This window comes from Herbaspirillum sp. C7C8 (genome assembly GCF_022627875.1).
Classification (GTDB): domain Bacteria; phylum Pseudomonadota; class Gammaproteobacteria; order Burkholderiales; family Burkholderiaceae_D; genus Herbaspirillum.
Map to the genome: position 1 here is coordinate 314,052 of NZ_JABXGG010000003.1, position 18,259 is coordinate 332,310.

Annotated in this window: 19 protein-coding genes; 3 read left to right on the top strand and 16 right to left on the bottom strand. The window is 63.7% G+C overall.

Features of this window, described 5'->3' with window-relative positions; translation table 11 throughout:
* Window positions 1-26: 26 nt before the first annotated feature.
* Window positions 27-1,442, bottom strand: a complete 1,416-nt coding sequence (locus HWE01_RS06030; RefSeq protein WP_241821313.1) for a M20 family metallopeptidase — start codon at window positions 1,440-1,442, stop codon at window positions 27-29.
* Between the two features lie 264 nt (window positions 1,443-1,706).
* On the opposite strand from HWE01_RS06030, the gene HWE01_RS06035 reads away from it, so the two are divergent.
* The 3 genes from HWE01_RS06035 to rfbG all read left to right on the top strand — a co-directional run bounded on the left by HWE01_RS06035 (window position 1,707) and on the right by rfbG (window position 5,322).
* A complete protein-coding gene (locus HWE01_RS06035) occupies window positions 1,707-2,642 on the top strand; it encodes a LysR family transcriptional regulator (RefSeq protein WP_034351412.1) in 936 nt (311 codons plus the stop codon).
* 202 nt (window positions 2,643-2,844) lie between these two features.
* The gene (gene ttcA, locus HWE01_RS06040; protein WP_085943577.1) at window positions 2,845-3,807 is read left to right on the top strand and encodes a tRNA 2-thiocytidine(32) synthetase TtcA; all 963 of its coding nucleotides are present in this window, start codon (window positions 2,845-2,847) and stop codon (window positions 3,805-3,807) included.
* 444 nt (window positions 3,808-4,251) lie between these two features.
* Window positions 4,252-5,322, top strand: a complete 1,071-nt coding sequence (gene rfbG / locus HWE01_RS06045; protein WP_008333046.1) for a CDP-glucose 4,6-dehydratase — start codon at window positions 4,252-4,254, stop codon at window positions 5,320-5,322.
* Between the two features lie 33 nt (window positions 5,323-5,355).
* Here rfbG and HWE01_RS06050 read toward each other — a convergent pair whose 3' ends face one another.
* The 15 genes from HWE01_RS06050 to pseG all read right to left on the bottom strand — a co-directional run bounded on the left by HWE01_RS06050 (window position 5,356) and on the right by pseG (window position 18,257).
* A complete protein-coding gene (locus tag HWE01_RS06050) occupies window positions 5,356-6,399 on the bottom strand; it encodes a class I SAM-dependent methyltransferase (RefSeq protein WP_241821314.1) in 1,044 nt (347 codons plus the stop codon).
* Between the two features lie 108 nt (window positions 6,400-6,507).
* Window positions 6,508-7,578: a 3-oxoacyl-ACP synthase III family protein gene (locus HWE01_RS06055; protein WP_008333052.1), complete on the bottom strand. Its 1,071-nt coding sequence runs from the start codon at window positions 7,576-7,578 to the stop codon at window positions 6,508-6,510.
* A complete protein-coding gene (locus tag HWE01_RS06060) occupies window positions 7,571-8,335 on the bottom strand; it encodes an SDR family NAD(P)-dependent oxidoreductase (protein WP_008333053.1) in 765 nt (254 codons plus the stop codon). Before HWE01_RS06060 ends, HWE01_RS06055 begins: the two co-directional genes overlap by 8 nt.
* Window positions 8,322-9,584, bottom strand: a complete 1,263-nt coding sequence (locus HWE01_RS06065; RefSeq protein WP_241821315.1) for a class I adenylate-forming enzyme family protein — start codon at window positions 9,582-9,584, stop codon at window positions 8,322-8,324. Before HWE01_RS06065 ends, HWE01_RS06060 begins: the two co-directional genes overlap by 14 nt.
* Before the next feature lie 8 nt (window positions 9,585-9,592).
* Window positions 9,593-9,850: a hypothetical protein gene (locus tag HWE01_RS06070; protein WP_008333056.1), complete on the bottom strand. Its 258-nt coding sequence runs from the start codon at window positions 9,848-9,850 to the stop codon at window positions 9,593-9,595.
* Window positions 9,838-10,416, bottom strand: a complete 579-nt coding sequence (locus tag HWE01_RS06075) for a GNAT family N-acetyltransferase (RefSeq protein ID WP_008333060.1) — start codon at window positions 10,414-10,416, stop codon at window positions 9,838-9,840. The genes HWE01_RS06070 and HWE01_RS06075 overlap by 13 nt, the downstream gene beginning before the upstream one ends.
* Window positions 10,413-11,129, bottom strand: coding sequence for an alpha/beta fold hydrolase (locus HWE01_RS06080; protein WP_241821356.1), 717 nt, complete (start codon window positions 11,127-11,129; stop codon window positions 10,413-10,415). Before HWE01_RS06080 ends, HWE01_RS06075 begins: the two co-directional genes overlap by 4 nt.
* An 85-nt stretch (window positions 11,130-11,214) precedes the next feature.
* On the bottom strand, window positions 11,215-11,973 hold the full coding sequence (locus HWE01_RS06085; RefSeq protein ID WP_008333065.1) for an SDR family NAD(P)-dependent oxidoreductase: 759 nt from the start codon (window positions 11,971-11,973) through the stop codon (window positions 11,215-11,217).
* 24 nt (window positions 11,974-11,997) lie between these two features.
* Window positions 11,998-12,225, bottom strand: a complete 228-nt coding sequence (locus HWE01_RS06090; protein WP_008333067.1) for an acyl carrier protein — start codon at window positions 12,223-12,225, stop codon at window positions 11,998-12,000.
* 123 nt (window positions 12,226-12,348) lie between these two features.
* Window positions 12,349-13,113, bottom strand: a complete 765-nt coding sequence (locus HWE01_RS06095; protein ID WP_241821316.1) for an SDR family NAD(P)-dependent oxidoreductase — start codon at window positions 13,111-13,113, stop codon at window positions 12,349-12,351.
* A complete protein-coding gene (locus HWE01_RS06100) occupies window positions 13,110-14,201 on the bottom strand; it encodes a 3-oxoacyl-ACP synthase III family protein (RefSeq protein WP_008333070.1) in 1,092 nt (363 codons plus the stop codon). Before HWE01_RS06100 ends, HWE01_RS06095 begins: the two co-directional genes overlap by 4 nt.
* A gap of 27 nt (window positions 14,202-14,228) precedes the next feature.
* Window positions 14,229-15,395, bottom strand: a complete 1,167-nt coding sequence (locus HWE01_RS06105) for a class I SAM-dependent methyltransferase (protein WP_008333085.1) — start codon at window positions 15,393-15,395, stop codon at window positions 14,229-14,231.
* Window positions 15,392-16,150, bottom strand: a complete 759-nt coding sequence (locus tag HWE01_RS06110) for a cytidylyltransferase domain-containing protein (protein ID WP_008333086.1) — start codon at window positions 16,148-16,150, stop codon at window positions 15,392-15,394. Before HWE01_RS06110 ends, HWE01_RS06105 begins: the two co-directional genes overlap by 4 nt.
* Window positions 16,150-17,211 (bottom strand): pseudaminic acid synthase, encoded by a 1,062-nt coding sequence (gene pseI, locus HWE01_RS06115; RefSeq protein ID WP_241821317.1) that lies wholly within the window; start codon window positions 17,209-17,211, stop codon window positions 16,150-16,152. Before pseI ends, HWE01_RS06110 begins: the two co-directional genes overlap by 1 nt.
* Entirely contained in the window at window positions 17,208-18,257 is a 1,050-nt protein-coding gene (gene pseG, locus HWE01_RS06120) for a UDP-2,4-diacetamido-2,4,6-trideoxy-beta-L-altropyranose hydrolase (RefSeq protein WP_008333088.1), read from the bottom strand. Before pseG ends, pseI begins: the two co-directional genes overlap by 4 nt.
* Window positions 18,258-18,259 lie beyond the last annotated feature (2 nt).

Below are 18,259 nucleotides of genomic sequence, written 5' to 3' on the forward strand. Positions count from 1 at the left end.
AAATGAAAAATGAAAAAGGGAGGGATTCAGGCAGCCGCAGACTGCGCCCGCTGCTGGCGCACCTGCCGTCCCTGCTGGCCGATATCCCACAACAGGCCCGCCATCAGTTGCAGGCCTTCGCGCGCCACCGGAGCGAGCAGGTGTTCGTCAGGCGCATGCTGCGAGCAGGAGGGATAGGAGTGCGGCATCCACAGCGTGGGCAGGCCCAGCGCTTCCGAGAAGCAGTGATTGGGGATGGTGCCGCCCAGGTTGGGCAGGATGGTCACGGGCTTGCCACAGGTTTCCTGCAGGGAGCCGGTGGCCAGGCGCACCCAGGCATCGTCCGGATCGAGCCGCGTGGCGGGTGCAGCGGCCTGGATCTCGATCTGTACATCGGCATAGCCGTGTTCATCGAGATGGCGGCGCAGGCTCTGCTGGACGTCTTCCCAGACGGTGCCGACCACGAAGCGCAGCTGGAACACCGCCTGTGCCCGCGCCGGAATCGCCCCCACCGGGCGCTGCGCATTGCCGGCCTCGAAGGCAATCAGCTCCAGCGTATTCCAGGCAAACAGGCGTTCACCGGCGCTCAGGCCCGGCTCCCCCCAGTGCGCATCGAGCACCGGATCACCAGCATCGCTGCCCACCGCAAAATCGCGCACCAGCGAGCGCACGCGCTCGCTCACATTGCGCGGACGCAGACCCGGCACCCGGATCACGCCGCGCCCATCCACCAGCGAGGCGGCCGCATTGGCCAGGACGGTGGCCGGATTGCGCAGCACCCCGCCCCAGTTGCCGGCGTGGTGCGCGCCATTGCCGGTATCGAGCACCAGCTTGAATTGCAGCGCCCCGCGCGAACCGAGAAACAGCGTCGGACTGGACGCGGCCAGGCGCGGGCCATCCGAGGCCAGGAACAGATCGGCCTCCAGATAATCGGCATGATCGCGGCAGGCCTCGTAGAGACCGGGCGAGCCCACTTCCTCGCCCATTTCGAAAATCATTTTCAGGTTGCAGCCCAGCTTGCCATCGGCGGCCTGGATGGCTGCGGCCAGCGCGCCCAGGTTGATGCTGTGCTGGCCCTTGTTGTCAGCCGTCCCGCGCCCGTACCAGCGCTCGCCGTCCGGACTCAGCTGCCAGGGGGAGCGATCCTGCTGCCAGCGGCCTTCCTGGCCGTTGACCACATCGCCGTGGCCGTACATGAGCACCGTCACCGCCTCGACTGATTCGATACGGCGTGCCAGCAGCAGGGGCGGCGCGCCCTCGACCGGATTGACGATCTGCCGCGTCTCGAAACCCAACGCGGCCAGCGCCGGTGCGATCTCTTCACACAGGTAGGTGGCCAGCTCGTCGGCGCGCGCCGGGTTCTGGCTTTCGGTTGGCAGTGCAATGCGACGTTGCAGATCACGCTGGAAACGGCCCGAATCGAAATACTCGGTGGCCAGGCGAAGGGCGCTGCTGCGGGACATGAAGGACTCCAGGTGAACTGTCATTGGAGACGATTCTAGAAGCCACCATGGTTTCCAACAATGTCAATTTTTAAAACGATTCTTTCTCAAATTGGCAAAATAATTTATTGTGTTGTATACGGCGTTTCAGCCCAAGAAGCGTGCACGAATACAGTAGTATGCGGATCATTTTGTGCACCATTGTTGTTGCGCACCATGATGGTCTTGCGCAGCTTTGCAATGATTTTCTATTCACATTGCCAAATTCAGAAAGCCATTTCTGCCATGCAAAGTACCGCTCTGCGCTATTTCTATCAGGTTGGTCGCACCGGCTCGCTGACCGCCGCCGCCGAACGGCTGCATGTGGCGGTCTCGGCGGTGAGCCGCCAGATCGCCAAGATGGAAGAAGAAACCGGCGTGCCCCTCTTCGAGCGCCGCGCGCGCGGGATGGTGCTCACGCCGGCGGGCGAAGTGCTGATGGCCTTCGCGCGGCGCAACCTGCTGGAGGTGGAGCAGGTCATGGCCGAGGTCAAGGGCCTGCATGCCGTGGGCCAGAGCGTGGTCACGCTGGCCTGCTCGGAAGGCTTTGCCTGGGACCTGCTGCCCAACGTGATGGCGCACTTTCGCGAACAATATCCGGGCATGCAGTTCAAGCTCAACGTGGTGGGTGCGGCCAAGGCCTCGCAGATGGTCATCGATGGCGAGGCCGATATCTCGGTCACCTACAGCCTGGGCCCGGTGGAAGGTCTGAACATCGCCTACCGCGAATCGGGACCAATCTTCGCATTGATGCGACGCGACCATCCGCTGGCCGCGCGCACGCTGCTCGCCCTGAACGATCTTTCACCCTACCCGCTGGCCTTGCCGGAACAGGGCTCCACGGTACGCCAGCTGTTCGACATTGCCTGCGGCATGCGCGGGTTGCTGTTCGCGCCCGTCTTCACCAGCCACTCGCTGGGCGCGGTCTACCGCTTCACCGCCCGCTCGCCCGACACCGTGGCGCTGGGCGGCTTCCTCACCGTACAGGAACGCGCCGAGGAAGACGGCATGGCCCTGGTGCCCATGGCCGAGAGCGAACTGCATCAGCGCACCCTGCAGGTCCAGACCATGGCTGGACGCAAGCTGCCGCCGGCGGTAGCGGCCTTCATCGACTTCCTGGTGGCGGCGATCCGGCAGATCCGTACCCGCCACGAACTGGGCGGGCTGCAAGCCGACAAATGAGCCGGACCCAGCAGCGATATGAGGCATCCATGCGACGCTTGCCACGCAGCAAGCCACGCAGAAATGGCGGGATCCGGCGCTGCATGAGAAAATGCCGGTCCTCCGCCCGCACGCAGCCTTCCGCCCCTATCCCCTACGGACATGGATGAGCGGCAACATTGCTCGTCCGGCAGCAACAGCCTACCGATTGAAGGAATATCCCATGAACGACATTGCCGCTGCAGTGCAACTGTCCGACCTCGCCGACCTCGATGCCTCCTCCGCACAGGAGCAGGAAGAACGCGGCCAGCCCGAAGTGACCGCGCGCGGTTCGCGCCGCTTCGAGCTGCTGGAAAAGAACATCCGCCGCCTGACCGGTCGTGCCATCGCCGACTTCGACATGATCCGCGACGGCGACGTCATCATGGCCTGCATGTCGGGCGGTGCCGACAGCTACACCATGCTCGATACGCTGCGCTACCTGCAGACGGTAGCACCGGTGAAGTTCGAGATCATCGCGGTCAACCTGGACCAGAAGCAACCGGGCTTCCCCGAGCACATCCTGCCGGAATACTTCGAACGCATCGGCGTGCGTTATCGCATCGTCGAGGAAGACACCTACAGCATCGTCAAGGAAAAGATCGCCCCCGGCAAGACCACCTGCTCGCTCTGCTCACGCCTGCGTCGCGGCATCCTGTACCGCGTGGCCAAGGAACTGGGCGCGACCAAGATCGCACTGGGCCATCACCGCGATGACATCCTGCACACCTTCATGCTCAACATGTTCTACGGCGGCAAGATCAAGACCATGCCGCCCAAGCTGATTGCCGATGACGGCGAGAACGTGGTGATCCGCCCGCTGGCCTACGTGCGCGAGCCCGACATCAAGAAATATGCGGCGGCCATGGAGTTCCCCATCATCCCCTGCAACCTGTGCGGCTCACAGCCCAACCTGCAGCGCCAGGCCATGCGCGAGATGCTGAACCAGTGGGAGAAGACCAATCCTCTGTGGATCAAGAGCATGTTTACCGCCATGGCCAACATCACGCCCTCGCACATGCTGGACCGCAGCCTGTTCGATTTCACGAACTTCACCGCCGGTGCAGGCAAAGAGGCACAGGGCGACACCCTCTTCGACCGTGACGACAAACTGGACCAGGGCCAGTCTGTCATCAACCTGGTGTGAGCCGGCGAGACGCTTCGGCTCATCGCGGCGTCTCGCAAAAAAACTTAGTCCGACGAGACACTGCGTTCCACCTCATCCGGGCGAAATCCCCCTGCGGCGCGGCTTTCGCGCCCATCGCCGATTCCCGGGAGATGATGCAAAAGTAAATTTTTGTTGTCGTCCGGCTATAGTCGGGGATTGGGCATCAAATACCCTCCTCTTCCGCGCTTGAAGGCCAAAACACGCATGTTCTAATCTGTCCCATCGCAATGCCGAGCCGCGAGGCTGCATTGCCAGGGAAAGAAAAAACATAACCATGCAGTCGTGGTTTCGCAGGGAAACGTGGTCCCGGCCAGTGTCACGGCCGGACTGCGTGGTATCGCCATCCGCGTCATTGAACGGCTTGCCGCCGTCATGCCTCTGCACCCCGAACGACTCTCTGCCATACGTGTAAGAGGCTGCCTGATGGCTAACTTTTGGCGCGACAAGCGCGTTTTCATCACCGGTCATACCGGCTTCAAGGGAAGCTGGCTGACCCTGTGGCTGCACCTCATGGGAGCCCGGGTGAGCGGTTACGCGTTGCCGGCGCCGACCAATCCCAGCCTGTTCCATCTGGCGCGTCTGCAGAACTGCGTGCAGACCACTACCGGCGACGTGCGCGACCCCAAGCATCTGGCCGACACGCTGGCGGCCGTGCAACCCGATGTGGTATTCCATCTGGCCGGACAACCGCAGATCAGCCAGGCGTTCCTCAATCCGCTGGATACCTTCGCCACCAACATGATGGGCACGGCCCATCTGCTGGAGGCTGTGCGTTTGACGCCCAGCGTGCGCGCCGTCGTGATCGCCACCAGCAACAAGTGCTACGAAAACCGCGAATGGCTGTGGGGATACCGCGAAGATGATCCCATGGGCGGACGTGACCCCTTCAGCAGCAGCAAGGGAGCGGCCGAACTGGTGACCTCGGCCTATCGCCGCTCCTACTTCTCGCCCGAGAAGGGCAGCCAGGTCGGCGTGGCCACGGTGCGCACCGGCAATGTCATCGGTGGGGGCGATTTCTCGCCGGAGCGGCTGGTCCCCGATTTCATCCGCGCGCTGGAAAGCCAGGAGCCGGTCATCATCCGCCAACCGCGCGCGGTACGTCCCTGGCAATTCGTGCTGGAGCCGCTGTCGGGTTATCTGCAGATTGGCAAGCTGCTCTACGAGCACGGCAGCGCCTATGCCGAAGCCTGGAATTTCGGACCGGCCGAAACCGACCTGCAGACCGTGGCCCAGATCTGCGCCACCTTCAACCACTCGCTGCAGAAGAACGATGTGGAACCGATCGAAGTGCGGCTGGAACCGGAGGAAGAGCCGCAGGAAGCCGTGCTGCGCCTCGACATTTCCAAGGCCCGCCAGCGCCTGGACTGGATCCCGCGCATGGAACTCTATACCGCTCTTGAGCTGACCGCGCAGTGGTATGCCGGCTATCTCAACAACGAAGACCTGCGCACCCTGAGCGAGAACCAGATCGCCTTCTACCAGAGCCTGACTTAGTCGCCTCAGCCTCCCTGCCCGGCGGGCGCATCCTCAGGACAGATAAGGGTCGACGACGCGCGCAGCAAAACCCGACTTGCCGGCGATTTTCATCATGTTGAGCCGGGTCAGCGCCGGTCTTGGGGTAATGACCACCGGAATGGAAGCTGCGCTGAGCAAATCCGAACTCTGTATCAAGGCACCCGCCAGACGTTCGCCGGCGCGTTCGCGATCATGGGGGATGATCCTTCCGGCCCCTACCCGCTCGGCGAGCACGGTATCGCCAGCTGTCGCCAGCAGCAGATCGGTACCCGCTCCCCAGGCTGCCACCGGCCCGCTCTCGCTGAGCCGCAACAAGGTCTGGCTCAGGCGGGCATTCAGGTCTGCCCTGAACGTCAGGAAGCGTCGGGTACAGCCGATGGCATCTCTGCCGCCCTCCCGATGCAGCAGCAGACGGGCTCGGGGCACAAACCCGAACAGGCTGACCTCTTCACGCATGACGGTCCAGCCACAGGAACGCGCCAGGGCCGCCAGCCGGTCCACGGTGAAATAATGAAGATGCTGCGGACAGATCTGGTTGCTCATGCTGAGTACCTCATCGTTGAGCAAACTGTGGTCGGGCGTCTCGAGGTAGAGATAGGCACCAGGCCGTGCCTGGTTGCGCAAGCCGCGCAAGAGACGACGCGGGTCGATGATGTGCTCGAATACATGGCTGCAGAATCCCAGGTCGAACTGCGCATCTTGCTCTGCATGTTCATCCAGCACATCCAGCCGCAAGGTTCTCGTAGAGATTCCATCCAGCGGCAATGGCGCAAAGTCGTAACCCGTCAGTTGTTCGCGCGGCACGCCGAAGCGCTGATGCAGCGCCTTGAGCACCTCCCCGCGCCCGTAACCGAAGTCGGCAATGCGAGGGGATTGCTGAGTTTTTCTGACCGTTTCCAGGGCATCGGCGGCAAACGCCACCATGTCTTCGTAAGGTGAACTGCCGTCCGTCGACCAGACCTGCTCGTCCAGCGGGCGCGCATACAGGTCGGCGATCAGTTCTTCGGTGATGACGCGCAGATCCACCATGACATGCCCGCACGTTCGGCATCCCATGATCTGATGCTCGTGCATCTTGCTGCCCAGCATGAAAGGAACGCGGCCGACAGGATCAAAGGCGCTGCCGACGCAAATGGGACACTGAAGTGACATTTCTGCTCCTGATCAGGAGGATGAAGCCGCCGGACTGGCGACTTCCACGATCTCGCAATACTGCAACGGCGCTGTCCGCCATGCAGCCGAGGCCCAGCGCCAGCCTACACCGAAGCCGCTCATGAGCAGATTGAGCGGCGCCGTCGCCTGCACTGCCGGGCCCGCCAGGGCCGAGGCGATCGCCAGCGGGATCGATGCCGAACTGGTATTGCCGAAGCCGTCCAGTGCCAGCACCATCTGCTGCTCGCTGAACCCGACCTTGTTGGCCAGATGCCGCAACATGGTTTCGTTGGCCTGGTGCAGCAGCAGGTAATCGACGTCAGCGTTGTTCCAGCCGGCCACCTCCATGGCCGCGGCGATATTTTTCGGGACCTGGCGCAAGGTGAAGGCGAAGACCTGGGCACCGTCCATGAACAGATGACCGAAACAGGCATCATCTACCGGATGACGCGCAGCGCCATCGCGCACGGTCAGATAGGGCGCGCCACTGCCGTCCACCCCCGGCACCACGGCCAGGAAACCGCTGTCCTGGTCGCCGCGCTCCAGCGCGATTGCGCAGACGGCATCACCGAACAGGGGACGGGTATTGTGATCCTGCGGCGGGACGAACTGGGTAGTGGTATCCCCCACCACCAGCAGGGCACGGCGGCCATTGCTGCTGGCCAGCAGACTGGACGCAACCCACAGGCCGTCAACGAAACCGGAACAGCCACTGGTGATATCCAGGCTGCCACAATGCTTGCGCAACCCCAGCCGATGCTGCAGCAAAGGCGCATTGCCGGGGAGCGGGTAGTCAGGGGTCTGCGTCACCACGATCAACAGATCCACACTGTCGGCCGGCCATTGCAGGCCCTCCAGCAACTTGCGTGCCGCGGCCTCGCCAAGATCGCAGGCGGTCATGCCGGGCGGGACCAGGTGGCGGGTGTGGATCCCGGTGGCGGCGGCGACCTTGTGCGCATTTTCGTAGCCCCACTGACGGGTGAGCGTGTCGGCGTCTTCGGTCTGCGCTGGCAGGGCGGCCACCAGGCCCCGCAGGTGGATTCCGGCCAGACGGCTGTGCAGGGCGGATGTGGTATCAGGCATTGATGCCACCATCGATGGTGATGACCTGCCCTGTAATGAATGCCGCCTCGGGAGAGAGCAGGAAGCGCACCATCGGCACCACGTCATCGACACGGCCCAGGCGACCCAGCGGGGTTCTGCGCACGATCTGCTGGCGTCGCTCCGGTTGCAGCGATGAGGACATGTCGGTTTCCATGTAGCCGGGCGCGACCGAATTGACCGTGATGCCGCGTCGGCCCACTTCGCGCGCCAGCGAACGGGTGAAGCCATCGAGCCCGGCCTTGGTCGCGGAATACGGACCGAGGCCGTTATAGCCATGACTGCCGATGATGGAACTGATGTTGATGATGCGACCGGCTCCGCCATGACGCAACATCAGCTGCACGACCGCACGCGTCATCTCGATGGCGCCGACCAGGTTGACGTCGATCATCTTCCTGATTTCGACACTGGGCAGCGTGGCCAGCACGCCATCGCGTGCCACACCGGCATTGTTGATCAGGGCATAGGGGCTCTTGACCTGGTGCCGGGTGCAAGCCTGCCTGACGAACACGGGCACCGCATCTGCATCGGCCACGTCCAGACGACTGTAGCTGAGGCGCGCGCCGAAACGGCTCGCCAGCGCGTCAAGCCCGGCCCCCGGTTCCTCGCTGCGCGCGCAGGTAGCGACCTCATATCCGGCTTCCAGCAGGGCGGTGGCAAACGCCAGGCCCAGGCCCTTGCTGGCACCGGTGACCAGCACCAGTTGGACATCCTGTCCTTGCTCATTGGGAGACATGTTTTCTACCTTTCTTTCCGGACTCCAGGACCACACTGTCCACGAATCGATAGCGCGCCGGTCTGGCCACCGCAGGCAGCAGTTCCACGGCACGCGCCCTGAGTGCCGCTTCCACGACGGCTGGATCACTGCCCTCGCGGGCGCACACCTGAACCACCAGAAGATGGCCGAGAATGGGATTGGGATGCGCAATCACGCACAGGTCGGCCACCCCATCCACGCCTTCCAGCAAGGCTTCCACCTTCTCCGGTACGACCTTGGTCCCGCCGATATTGACGACCGAATCGCGTCGGCCCACGAACTGCACGCGATCGGCCTGCAGCTCCACCAGATCCCCCGTACGCAGCCAGCCATCAAGCTCTGCCGCTGTACTGCCGGCATAGCCCAGCATGCCGCGCGCACTGCGGATCTCCAGTTCTCCTTCATGGATGCGCAAGTGCACCCCTTCCACCGGATGGGTCAGCCACTGCGCCGGAAAGCCGGCCTTGCCGTCGGCAACGGTGAAGCCGACGCCGGCCTCGGTGGAGGCGTAGATATGTCGCACGCTCGCCTGCGGGAATCGCTGGCTCAGCGCGTCCAGCAGGGGCTGTGAGCAAGCCTCGCCGCCCAGGGTAATCACCTTGAGCGTGGAGGTCGGATCGGCGGGCAAGGCCGCCAACAGGGCGCGCCAGAAGGAAGGAGTGGCGCTCACGTGGGTGGCGCCACTTTGCAGGGCGCTGCAAAGTGCGTGGATGCTGCGTTCGGGTGCCAGCAGACGGGCGCCGTTGACGGCTGCCGTCAACAGCACCTGCAGACCGGCGAAGGATGCGGGTTCATAGCTGAGCAGCCAGACCGCCTGGCTGCCGTGCGGATGATGACGGACGCCGGCCAGCAGCCGTTGCAGCGAATACACCGCAGACTTGGCGCGTCCGGTCGTGCCGGACGTAAACAGCCGCAAGCCGGGCTGCGCGTCGGACTGCTCAGGATCGATCCAGGCCGGCACGCCCGGCGCCAGCTCGCGCGACATCAGGCCGGCATACTGCTCGACCGTGCCTTCGCGCGCCAGGGCGATATCCAGCGGCGCAAGCTGCGCCATGATCACTCCCACCAGAGCTGCGCGCGCACTGCGGGCATCGAGCGTCAGCCTGACGGTGTCGCCCAGCGCCTGTACGGCCTGCTCGGCCAGGCCCAGCAGTTCCTGCAGAGCACACTCGCCCCTGTCATCCTGGAGGACCAATGCTGGCGCAAAGTGCAGTCTGGACGGCGCCACGACAGGCCTCAACGCTCGGAATAGATCGCGGCCAGATCACCGACCGTGACGAAGGAGCGAAAGCCTTCGCGGAACGGATCGTGTCCGATCTTCTCTTCCAGAACCAGCAGGAATACCGCAAGGTCCAGCGAATCGATCGGCAGTTCACCATGCAGGAACACCGTATCGGCGTCCAGGGTGGCGGGCACCGGGAAGTTCTTCTGTGCCAGCAACTCGCGCAGGCTTTCAATGATGACGTCGAGAACGTCGGAATTTACGGCTGACACTTGTTCTCCTCTATGCCGAATGCTCTGAGGCTATCAGCGATGCTTTGGGTATTCCAGCGGCGCGCCTCCCACTCCTGGCGGAGCAGTTCGAAGACATGGACGTCCCGATACACGCCGTTCTTGATTATATGCTCTTTGAGTACACCGACTTCCCGCATTCCCAGCAGTCTCTGCAGCTTCAGCACGCGCTGATTGGCGTCGATGATCTGGATGACGTTCTTGTGCATGCCCAGCACGTAGAACAGGTAATCCATGAAGTAGGCATGCACATGTCCCCCGAACTTGCGGGCAGCCTCGACGGTGCCAAAGTAGGAGCCGCAACTGCAGCGACCATTGACACGATCGATATCGGCATAGGAAAGAAAACCGACCGGTTCGCCATCGCCCAGGATCAGGAAATGTTCGTAGTCGCTGCGGGCTTCGCAGCCGGCCAGCCAGCGACGCTGCTGTTCGAGCTGGTCCGGCTGTACATCCGAAAACATCATGTCGTTGATGCGTGGCTGCGAGCGCCAGCTCAGGATCAGCGCGGCGTCATCCAGGGTGGGGCGTCGGAAGGTGATGCTCATGCGGGTTGCCTTTGCAAAGATGCGAGGAAGTCGCCGATCCCCGCCGTCAGCCAGGCAGGCCGCAGAATGTGGGGAATGTGACCGCCATCCTCGTTGAGCACGAGGTCCGGCGCAGGCGGGAAGGACGAACTCTCCGGCAGAGGAACGATACGATCATCGCGACTCCAGAAGAATCGCAGCGGCATGGGCAGCGCCTCCCAGTTCACGGTCCGCGCTTCACCGGAGGCGGCCGTCACGATCATGTCCTCCAGCATCTCAGTCAGGATTGACCGGCGCTCGGCACTGCCCATCTGTTCCAGGTGATGACGCGCCATGCGCGGTACGCTGTCGCAGCTCCTTCCGGCCAGCGATTGTGCATACGCCAGCGCCTTGTCGAGATCATCGGCCGCCAGCGCCTGGCGCAGCAGGGGAAGATTGAAGCGGCTGTCCAGTCCGGCGCAGGCCACCAGCGACAGCGAGGCGAATCGATCCGGCGCACGCAATGCCCCCTGCAAGGCAATCCAGGCGCCGAAGGAATGGGCCACGACATGGCAGCGCGACACCTCAAGAGCGTCCAGCGCATCCTCCAGCCAGCCGGCCGGATGACCGGACCATGAGGCCAGATTGCGCCCATGACCGGGCAAATCCAGCGCCATGATCCTTCCGTACCGCGCCAGAGGCACGATGCAGTACTGCCAGGAAAACATGTCGCCCAGAAAACCGTGCAGCATCACGATCGGCAAGGAGCTCTCCCGGCCATGAGTGAGCACATGATGCCGGGCGCGCCGACCGGAAACCGTCGTGACTTCCATGAAAGACCTAGCCGACCATATGACCGCCATCTACGGTCAGGTTGGTGCCGGTGATCCACTTGCTGGCGTCCGAGAGCAGGAAGGCGATGGGTGCCGCGACGTCCTCGGGCTGCCCCATGCCCATGGGATGGCGTTGCAGGATGGAGGCGACCTGGGACTCGTTCATCTCGGCAAAGGCCTTGCGCGACATGGCCGTATCGATCATGGCGGGCGCCACGGAATTGACCCGGATACCATCGCGCAACAGCTCCATGGCCAGGCCGCGCGCGGCAGACATCAGGCCGGCCTTGCTGGCACCGTAGACCACATTGCCCGGCTGACCGAGAAAACCACCGATCGACGACACCAGGACCATGGAGGCAGCAGGCGCGGCACATCCTTTCTGCCGCATGCCTCGGGCCAGGGCCAGGGCCGAGCCCAGGTTGGTGTGCATGATCCTGTCGAAATGCGCAGTACTGAAACTGCGTACGGGAAGCGTCTGCTGCACGCCTACGCAATAGACCATGCCATGCAGCGGCCCTTGCCGGCACACTTCGTTCTTGAACCAGGCGGGCACCTCATCGAGGCGGGTAACGTCAAAGGGAGCAATGGCATGGCCCTCGCCGGCGAGTTCGGGCAGCACGGCCTCGAGGCGCTCGCCGTCACGGCCGTTGAGGATCACGCTGGCGCCAAGGCTGGCGACCAGGATGGCGGCAGCACGTCCGATGCCGGCCGAGGCGCCTGCGATGAGGATGCGCCGACCGGCAAGATCGAAGGGATCAGTCATGGCACCGCCGCAACAGCAGCCGGTTCAGTTGCCAGCCTTGGCCAGTGCGACCAGGTCACCGATGGTCTTGGCCTTTTGCAGATCGTCGCCCGCCAGGACGTGACCGGCCTTTTCATCGACCAGGGCGATGAAGCTGATGGTCGCCAGCGAATCCCAGGTATCGAGGGTATCGAGCGGCGTGGCAGCGGAAATCTCGCTGGCATCCACTTCGAGAATTTCGGCGAGTGCGTTGATGATGTCTTGATCGTTCACTATGGGCCTCTGTACGCAAATTGACTGGAAGGCATCTTAACACCCGCATCACGGCTTCATACAAGTAAGAAACGCCGGTTTTCCCGGCCAATTCTAACGGGGCCAGGCCGGGCGGAAACCCGCTCAGCCAGCCAGATAGCCGCCATCCACGGGCAGCGTTGCCCCGGTGATCCAGGCACTGTCAGGCCCCAGAAGAAAGGCGCATGCCTTGGCGATATCAAGCGGCCGCACCAGTCCCAGCGGATGGGCCTGCAGCAGCGCCTGACGCTGCGCCTCGGCCAGCAGCTGAAACTGTTCATCGGCCTTGGGGCCCTTCACGACGGCGGGGGCCAGGCAGTTGACGCGAATCGGCTTGTCAGCCAGCTCCAGCGCGAGCGACTGGGTCAGCGACACCAGCGCGGCCTTGGACGCCGCATACAGGCTACGGGCTTTCTGCCCGCGCAGCCCGGCAACGGAACCGATGAGCACCATGCTGGCACCGGCCGCAGAGACTCCCTTCTGACGCAGGCCCTTGGCCAGCATCAGAGGCGCGGCCACGTTGACATGAAAATACCGGTCGAACTGCTCGGCATTGATGCGGCTCAAGGGCGAATATCCCTGGAACGACGCCGAATGCACCAGCCCGTTCAGAGCAGTCTCAGCGGCGATGGCCTTGATCCGTGCCGGGATTGCATCCAGCTCGGCCAGGTCCATCACTTCCACGGTGTGACGCTCAGGATGGGCGATGGTATCCCGCGTCTGTTCCAGCGCATCCCTTCGCCGCCCCAGCAGGACCAGCGCAGCGCCCAGGTCGGCCAGCTCCCGGCAGATGCTCAGCCCGATGGCCGAATCGGCGGACGCGCCGGTGACCAGGATGCGCTGTCCCCGCCATTTCCCTGACTCGCTCATCGTCCGCCGAGCCGCAGTGGCGGGAAATCGTCAGGGATCTCGATGACCGCCGGTGCCGGGATCGGCCCGACGTCGGCGACCAATGAGGCCCACGACCAACCGACCCCGAAGCCGGCCAGCATGAGCTTGCGGGTGCCCTTGCCCAGTTGTTCGGCCAGACTGCTGCAAATGGCCAGTGGAATCGACGCCGAACTGGTATTGCCGTAATCGTGAAGATCAACGATGAAGCGCTCGGCATCGACGGCGATCTTGCGGCGGATCTGGTCGAGCATCAGCTTGTTGGCCTGGTGCAATACGAAATGATCGATCTGCTCGCTGCTCACCCCGGCCAGTTCCAGATTGGCCTTGACCAGGGGCGGCACTGCACGCAAGGAGAAGGAAAATACCTCGGGACCATTCAGGCTCAAGCGGGCATCGCGATAGGCCGCTTCATGCTGCTCCGCATTCATCGGCTGCTCTTGCGGAATGAGCGGGTTGCGACGGCCACCGGCCTTGACGACGATATGCGGTGCACCCCGTCCGTCGGTGCCCATGACCACGTGCATGGCGCCACTGCCCGGCCGTTTCTCCAGCGCGACGGCGGCACCGGCGTCACCGAACAGGGGGCGGGTGGAGCGGTCATCGGGCATCAGATGCCTGGTGCTGGTATCGCCGCACAGCACGAGTGCCCGCTTGCCACTGGCCCCGGAGAGCATGGTGGAGGCGATCCAGGTCGCATAGATGAAGCCCGAGCAACCGAGGTTGATATCAAGCGCTGCGCAACTGGTTGGCAAACCCAGGCGATTCTGGATCAGACAGGCCGTGGCGGGGAGGTTGTAATCGCTGTCCTGGGAAACGAAGATCAGCACTTCCACCGTCGACGGATCCCATTGCAGCGACTTCAGCAGATCCTCCGCTGCGGCAACGCACATGTCGGAGGCACACAGATGCGGCGGCAACACGCGGCGCTCGTAGATGCCGGTACTCTGCTCCAGCTTTTCCGCCTCGGCGGGAGTGAAGATGCCGGGTTCCCTGACGTAGGAATGACGATGGACCGGGACGGCGACCCGGAACCCTGCGAAAGCGATGTCTTGGACTGTGGCGTGCATGGCGGCGATCCTGAATATCAGAGTACGTTACTGGGCATAGAGGTCGACAAGTCTAGCGTCGAACTCTTCAGACCGGGCAAAATTAATCATGCTGCGGCGGGTACCGGAATAGGCGGGCATGAGGATCACCGGCCCCTCCTGATTCCGGATATCGGACGAGGACAGTATCTGCTGGCCATGGATCGTCGCACCGGCCAGCGCACGATCGACAATGCGTACCCGACCGCTTTCCAGCAGGGCCCCTGTCTGCGGGTGCTCTTCGAGCATGCGCCAGAGATCACCACCGGCGCCCCACAGCAGGACCGGACCGGCGCACATCAGACTGCGCGCGATCTGCGCCCTGGTCTCGACACCCGCTTGCAGACTGGCGCGCAGCCTGGCCGCCGGTTCGTCGGCGGACGCGGCGCGCGCCCGCATGCGCAAGCGCGGGATTCCCCCGGTGACCTGTGTATCGACATGCTCGACCAGCAAGCCGACCGATGCCATCAGTTTTGCCAGCGAGTCTGCGGTGAAATAGTTGATATGCTGCGGATGGATCAGATTGCACACATCCGGACGACCGACGTCGACGGCGGAGAAGTCCGGCGTCTCGATGTAAATCACCCCGCCGCAATGTTGCACCAGCTTCTTGAGCTGCCGCAGGAAGCGACGCGGATCGAGGACGTGCTCGATGACATGGGAGGACATGACGGCATCGACGGGTGTGCCGGCCTCCACCAGCGCCATGAGATCCGTGGTGTTCAGATCGGCCTGCCGGAACGCAAACCGGTCCGGCAGCATGCGATTGAAATCAATGCCCAGCAGGCGTGGCAAGGCAATGTCGAAGCGTTCGGCCAGCGTGACCAGCAGCGGACCATTGCCGCACCCCACGTCGATGATCAGCCCTGCCGAGGACTTCAGCGCCGCGCCACCGGCAAGCTCCACCATCTCCGCATAGGGCTGCAGGGCATCGGCCCCCTTGAGGTCGCCCCAGGACACCGGTTGCTGACTCTCCTGTGCATAGAGCCTGGAAAAGACGGCGGCATCGTATTGCTCAATCGTGCGGACATGCCCGCAATTGCGACACGCACCCAAGGCGAATTCCTGCTCGACGCGTTGCAGTGAGGTCCCCTCGCGGCGGGTCTCGCCGGCGTGGACCGCACCAATGCGATCCCATTCATCGCCATCACAGATGACGCAACGGATGCTGTTCATGCGCTTTCTCCTTTCTGCCGGACATGCTGGTTCAATTGCCCCCAGTCGGGATGCTGTCGCATCACCGCATCGCAATCGCGCCAGGAGAAATCCGGATGCCCGGGCAACAATACTTCCATGATCCGGGAGACCAGTTCAAAATCGGCCGGCTCATCCACACACCACCGCCAACCCGGCGCTCCGGCGGGATCGCTTGCTCCCGCCGCTACGGCGCGCAGCTGATAGCGTTCCGGACGATGATAGATATAGGGCGTGACGTGCTCGCGCTCATAGGGAGTCGTCGCACTGTCCTGGTCGGCCTGATCGAGCAATGCACGTCGGAAGACCTCCACGTCCAGACCGCGGGGATAGAAATTCATGTCCAGATGGGCATAGTCCACCTGCGGATCCTCAAGCACGGCCGCGACCACCTGATCGAGCAAGACCGGATCGATCAGCGGACAGTCCGAGGTCACGCGCACGATCACCTCAGCCTCGGCCATCCTGGCGGCGATGACGAAACGGGCCAGGACGTCATGCTCGGGACCGCGCGCCACCTTCACGCCCAGCCTTGCGCCGAGCGCGGCGATTTCATCATCGCTGGCGTTGGTCGTAGTGGCCAGCACCACCTCATCAACCGTGACGCTGCGTTGCAGGCGCCCGATGTGGTGCGCCAGCAGGGTCTTGCCCATGACGTCGAGCAGGACCTTGCGTGGCAGTCGGGTCGAGGTAGTCCGTGCCTGCGTGATGCAGACGACCTTGGGTCGATGGCTCATCAGTGCTGCTCGGAAAGCCTTACCATGGGCCAGGCCAACGGCTCGCCCCGCTTGATGTCGCGGCTGGCGCTGGCACCGATGACCGTGTCGAGATGCTTGGGCGGCAGCCCCAGTCCCGGGCGGATGGAGCGCACGTTCTCGGCGGTGAAGGCGGCACCGGCGGCGATATCCTGCACGGCATAGAGCGAACGGCGATAGTCGCGTCCCTTTCCTTCGCCCGGCGTCGGACCGTAGGTCACTTCGCCCAGGCAATCGAAGGCCGTGCGCGCCGCCACCACCAGTTGACGCAGTTCTTCCGGCTCCAGCGAAAACGCCGAATCCACGCCGCCGTCAGCGCGCGCCAGGCACAGGTGCTTTTCGATGACGCTGGCGCCCAGAGCCACCGCAGCGGTCGGCACGGCAGTGCCATGGGTATGATCGGACAGGCCGGCCGGTGCCTGGAAGGCTTGCGACAGATGAGGGATCGTGCGCAGATTGCTCTCGCGCGGATCGCTGGGATAAGCGCTCACACAATGCAGCAGAATGACGCCATCGGCGCCTCCCTGGCGGGCTGTCTCCACCGCTTCCTCGATCTCGGCCAGCGTGGCCAGACCGGTCGACATGATCAGCGGCTTGCCGAAACTGGCCGCATAGCGGATCAGGGGCAAGTCGTTGAGCTCGAAGGAGGCGATCTTGAAGGCTGGCGCCCCAAGCTCATCAAGCATCTTCACTGCGGCGCGGTCAAACGGACTGCTGAACAGAGCAATGCCGCGCTTGCGCGCATGTTCGAACAACGCAGGGTGCCACTCGTAGGGCGTGGCCGCTTCCTGGTAGAGGTCATACAGGCTGCGCCCGGCCCACAACCCGCCCTCGATGACAAAGCCGGGCGCGGTGGAGTCGATCGTCATGCTGTCTGCCGTATAGGTCTGCATCTTGACGGCATCGGCCCCCGCATCGGCGGCCGCATCAATGAGCGCGATGGCGCGCGCGATCTCTCCGTTATGGTTGCCCGACATCTCCGCAATGATGTACGGAGGATGTCCCGGCCCAATCACGCGATCGGCGATCTTGACATGATTCATGACGCAAGTCTTTCCCTAAAATGTGTTGTAAGAAGCGCGTTGGCCACACGCACGGCACCCTGGCCATCGACCACACCGCGCAGTCCCTGCACGAGGCGTTCCCGTCCCGGCAGATCTTGCCACATTGCCGCCGCCATCGTGGCGATGTGTTCCGGCGCTGCGGCCGTGCGGCCATCCACGCAGGGATACGGACCATCGACACTGGCGGCCACCTGATTCTGCGCCACCACCACCGACAGCGCCGGCAGCCCCAGTGCCACCAGTTCGCCGATGGTGCCACCGGCTGCCGACACCACCAGCCCGGCACCAAGAAACAGCGGTACCACCGACGGCGGATTGACCACAACCCGTACTGCCGGACTTAGTTTATCGGCCAGGTCCTGCAAATCTTGATGATGCGCATAGGCTGCACCGGCCAGCACGGTCAACCCGACGTTGGCCGGCAAGCGTTCACGCAACAGTGGCAGCAAGGCCATCGAGAGATTGAGCGGATCCGACCCGCCAAAGCTGATGAGCACCTGCTCACGCGCAGCCAGCGCCTGCTGCGGCTGTGCGGCGGCGTGGCGGATGTCGCGACGGATCAGCGCCATCCTCGGCCCCAGCAGCAGCAAGGCTTGCGCCGAGATCGCCGCGTAGGCGTCCCGGGGCGCGTTGGGGGAGGCATCGATGATGAGATCGGCGGCCACGTCCTGATGCTCGGCACTATCCCACAGCACCCCGAGCGGGGCCTCCCGGGCCACGGCACGCAGGTAGGCGTCATCGAGATGATAGCCGTCCACGACGGTGATACGCGGCCTGAGCACGCGCATCAATTCCCGCAGAGCGACCAGGTCATCTTCACTGTTGGCCGGCCCCGGCAGCGCGATCAACTGGGCGGGGATGGCCGCCATCATCGCCTGCGCCGCCGGCAGCGGATCGACCATGGCAAACACGACCGTGCCGCCCTGTTCAGTGATGGCTTCGGCAATGGCACGGCAGCGCATCAGGTGGCCCATGCCCATCGCCGCAGTTGCATCGACGCGAAACAGGACCAGGGAAGAGGACATGA

Excerpts from the sequence above, each read along its gene's own strand:
- HWE01_RS06030 (WP_241821313.1), bottom strand. The coding sequence starts at position 1,442 with ATGTCCCGCAGCAGCGCCCTTCGCCTGGCCACCGAGTATTTCGATTCG.
- HWE01_RS06035 (WP_034351412.1), top strand. The coding sequence starts at position 1,707 with ATGCAAAGTACCGCTCTGCGCTATTTCTATCAGGTTGGTCGCACCGGC.
- ttcA (WP_085943577.1), top strand. The coding sequence starts at position 2,845 with ATGAACGACATTGCCGCTGCAGTGCAACTGTCCGACCTCGCCGACCTC.
- rfbG (WP_008333046.1), top strand. The coding sequence starts at position 4,252 with ATGGCTAACTTTTGGCGCGACAAGCGCGTTTTCATCACCGGTCATACC.
- HWE01_RS06050 (WP_241821314.1), bottom strand. The coding sequence starts at position 6,399 with ATGGGATGCCGAACGTGCGGGCATGTCATGGTGGATCTGCGCGTCATC.
- HWE01_RS06055 (WP_008333052.1), bottom strand. The coding sequence starts at position 7,578 with ATGCCTGATACCACATCCGCCCTGCACAGCCGTCTGGCCGGAATCCAC.
- HWE01_RS06060 (WP_008333053.1), bottom strand. The coding sequence starts at position 8,335 with ATGTCTCCCAATGAGCAAGGACAGGATGTCCAACTGGTGCTGGTCACC.
- HWE01_RS06075 (WP_008333060.1), bottom strand. The coding sequence starts at position 10,416 with ATGAGCATCACCTTCCGACGCCCCACCCTGGATGACGCCGCGCTGATC.
- HWE01_RS06085 (WP_008333065.1), bottom strand. The coding sequence starts at position 11,973 with ATGACTGATCCCTTCGATCTTGCCGGTCGGCGCATCCTCATCGCAGGC.
- HWE01_RS06095 (WP_241821316.1), bottom strand. The coding sequence starts at position 13,113 with ATGAGCGAGTCAGGGAAATGGCGGGGACAGCGCATCCTGGTCACCGGC.
- HWE01_RS06100 (WP_008333070.1), bottom strand. The coding sequence starts at position 14,201 with ATGCACGCCACAGTCCAAGACATCGCTTTCGCAGGGTTCCGGGTCGCC.
- HWE01_RS06105 (WP_008333085.1), bottom strand. The coding sequence starts at position 15,395 with ATGAACAGCATCCGTTGCGTCATCTGTGATGGCGATGAATGGGATCGC.
- HWE01_RS06110 (WP_008333086.1), bottom strand. The coding sequence starts at position 16,150 with ATGAGCCATCGACCCAAGGTCGTCTGCATCACGCAGGCACGGACTACC.
- pseI (WP_241821317.1), bottom strand. The coding sequence starts at position 17,211 with ATGAATCATGTCAAGATCGCCGATCGCGTGATTGGGCCGGGACATCCT.
- pseG (WP_008333088.1), bottom strand. The coding sequence starts at position 18,257 with ATGTCCTCTTCCCTGGTCCTGTTTCGCGTCGATGCAACTGCGGCGATG.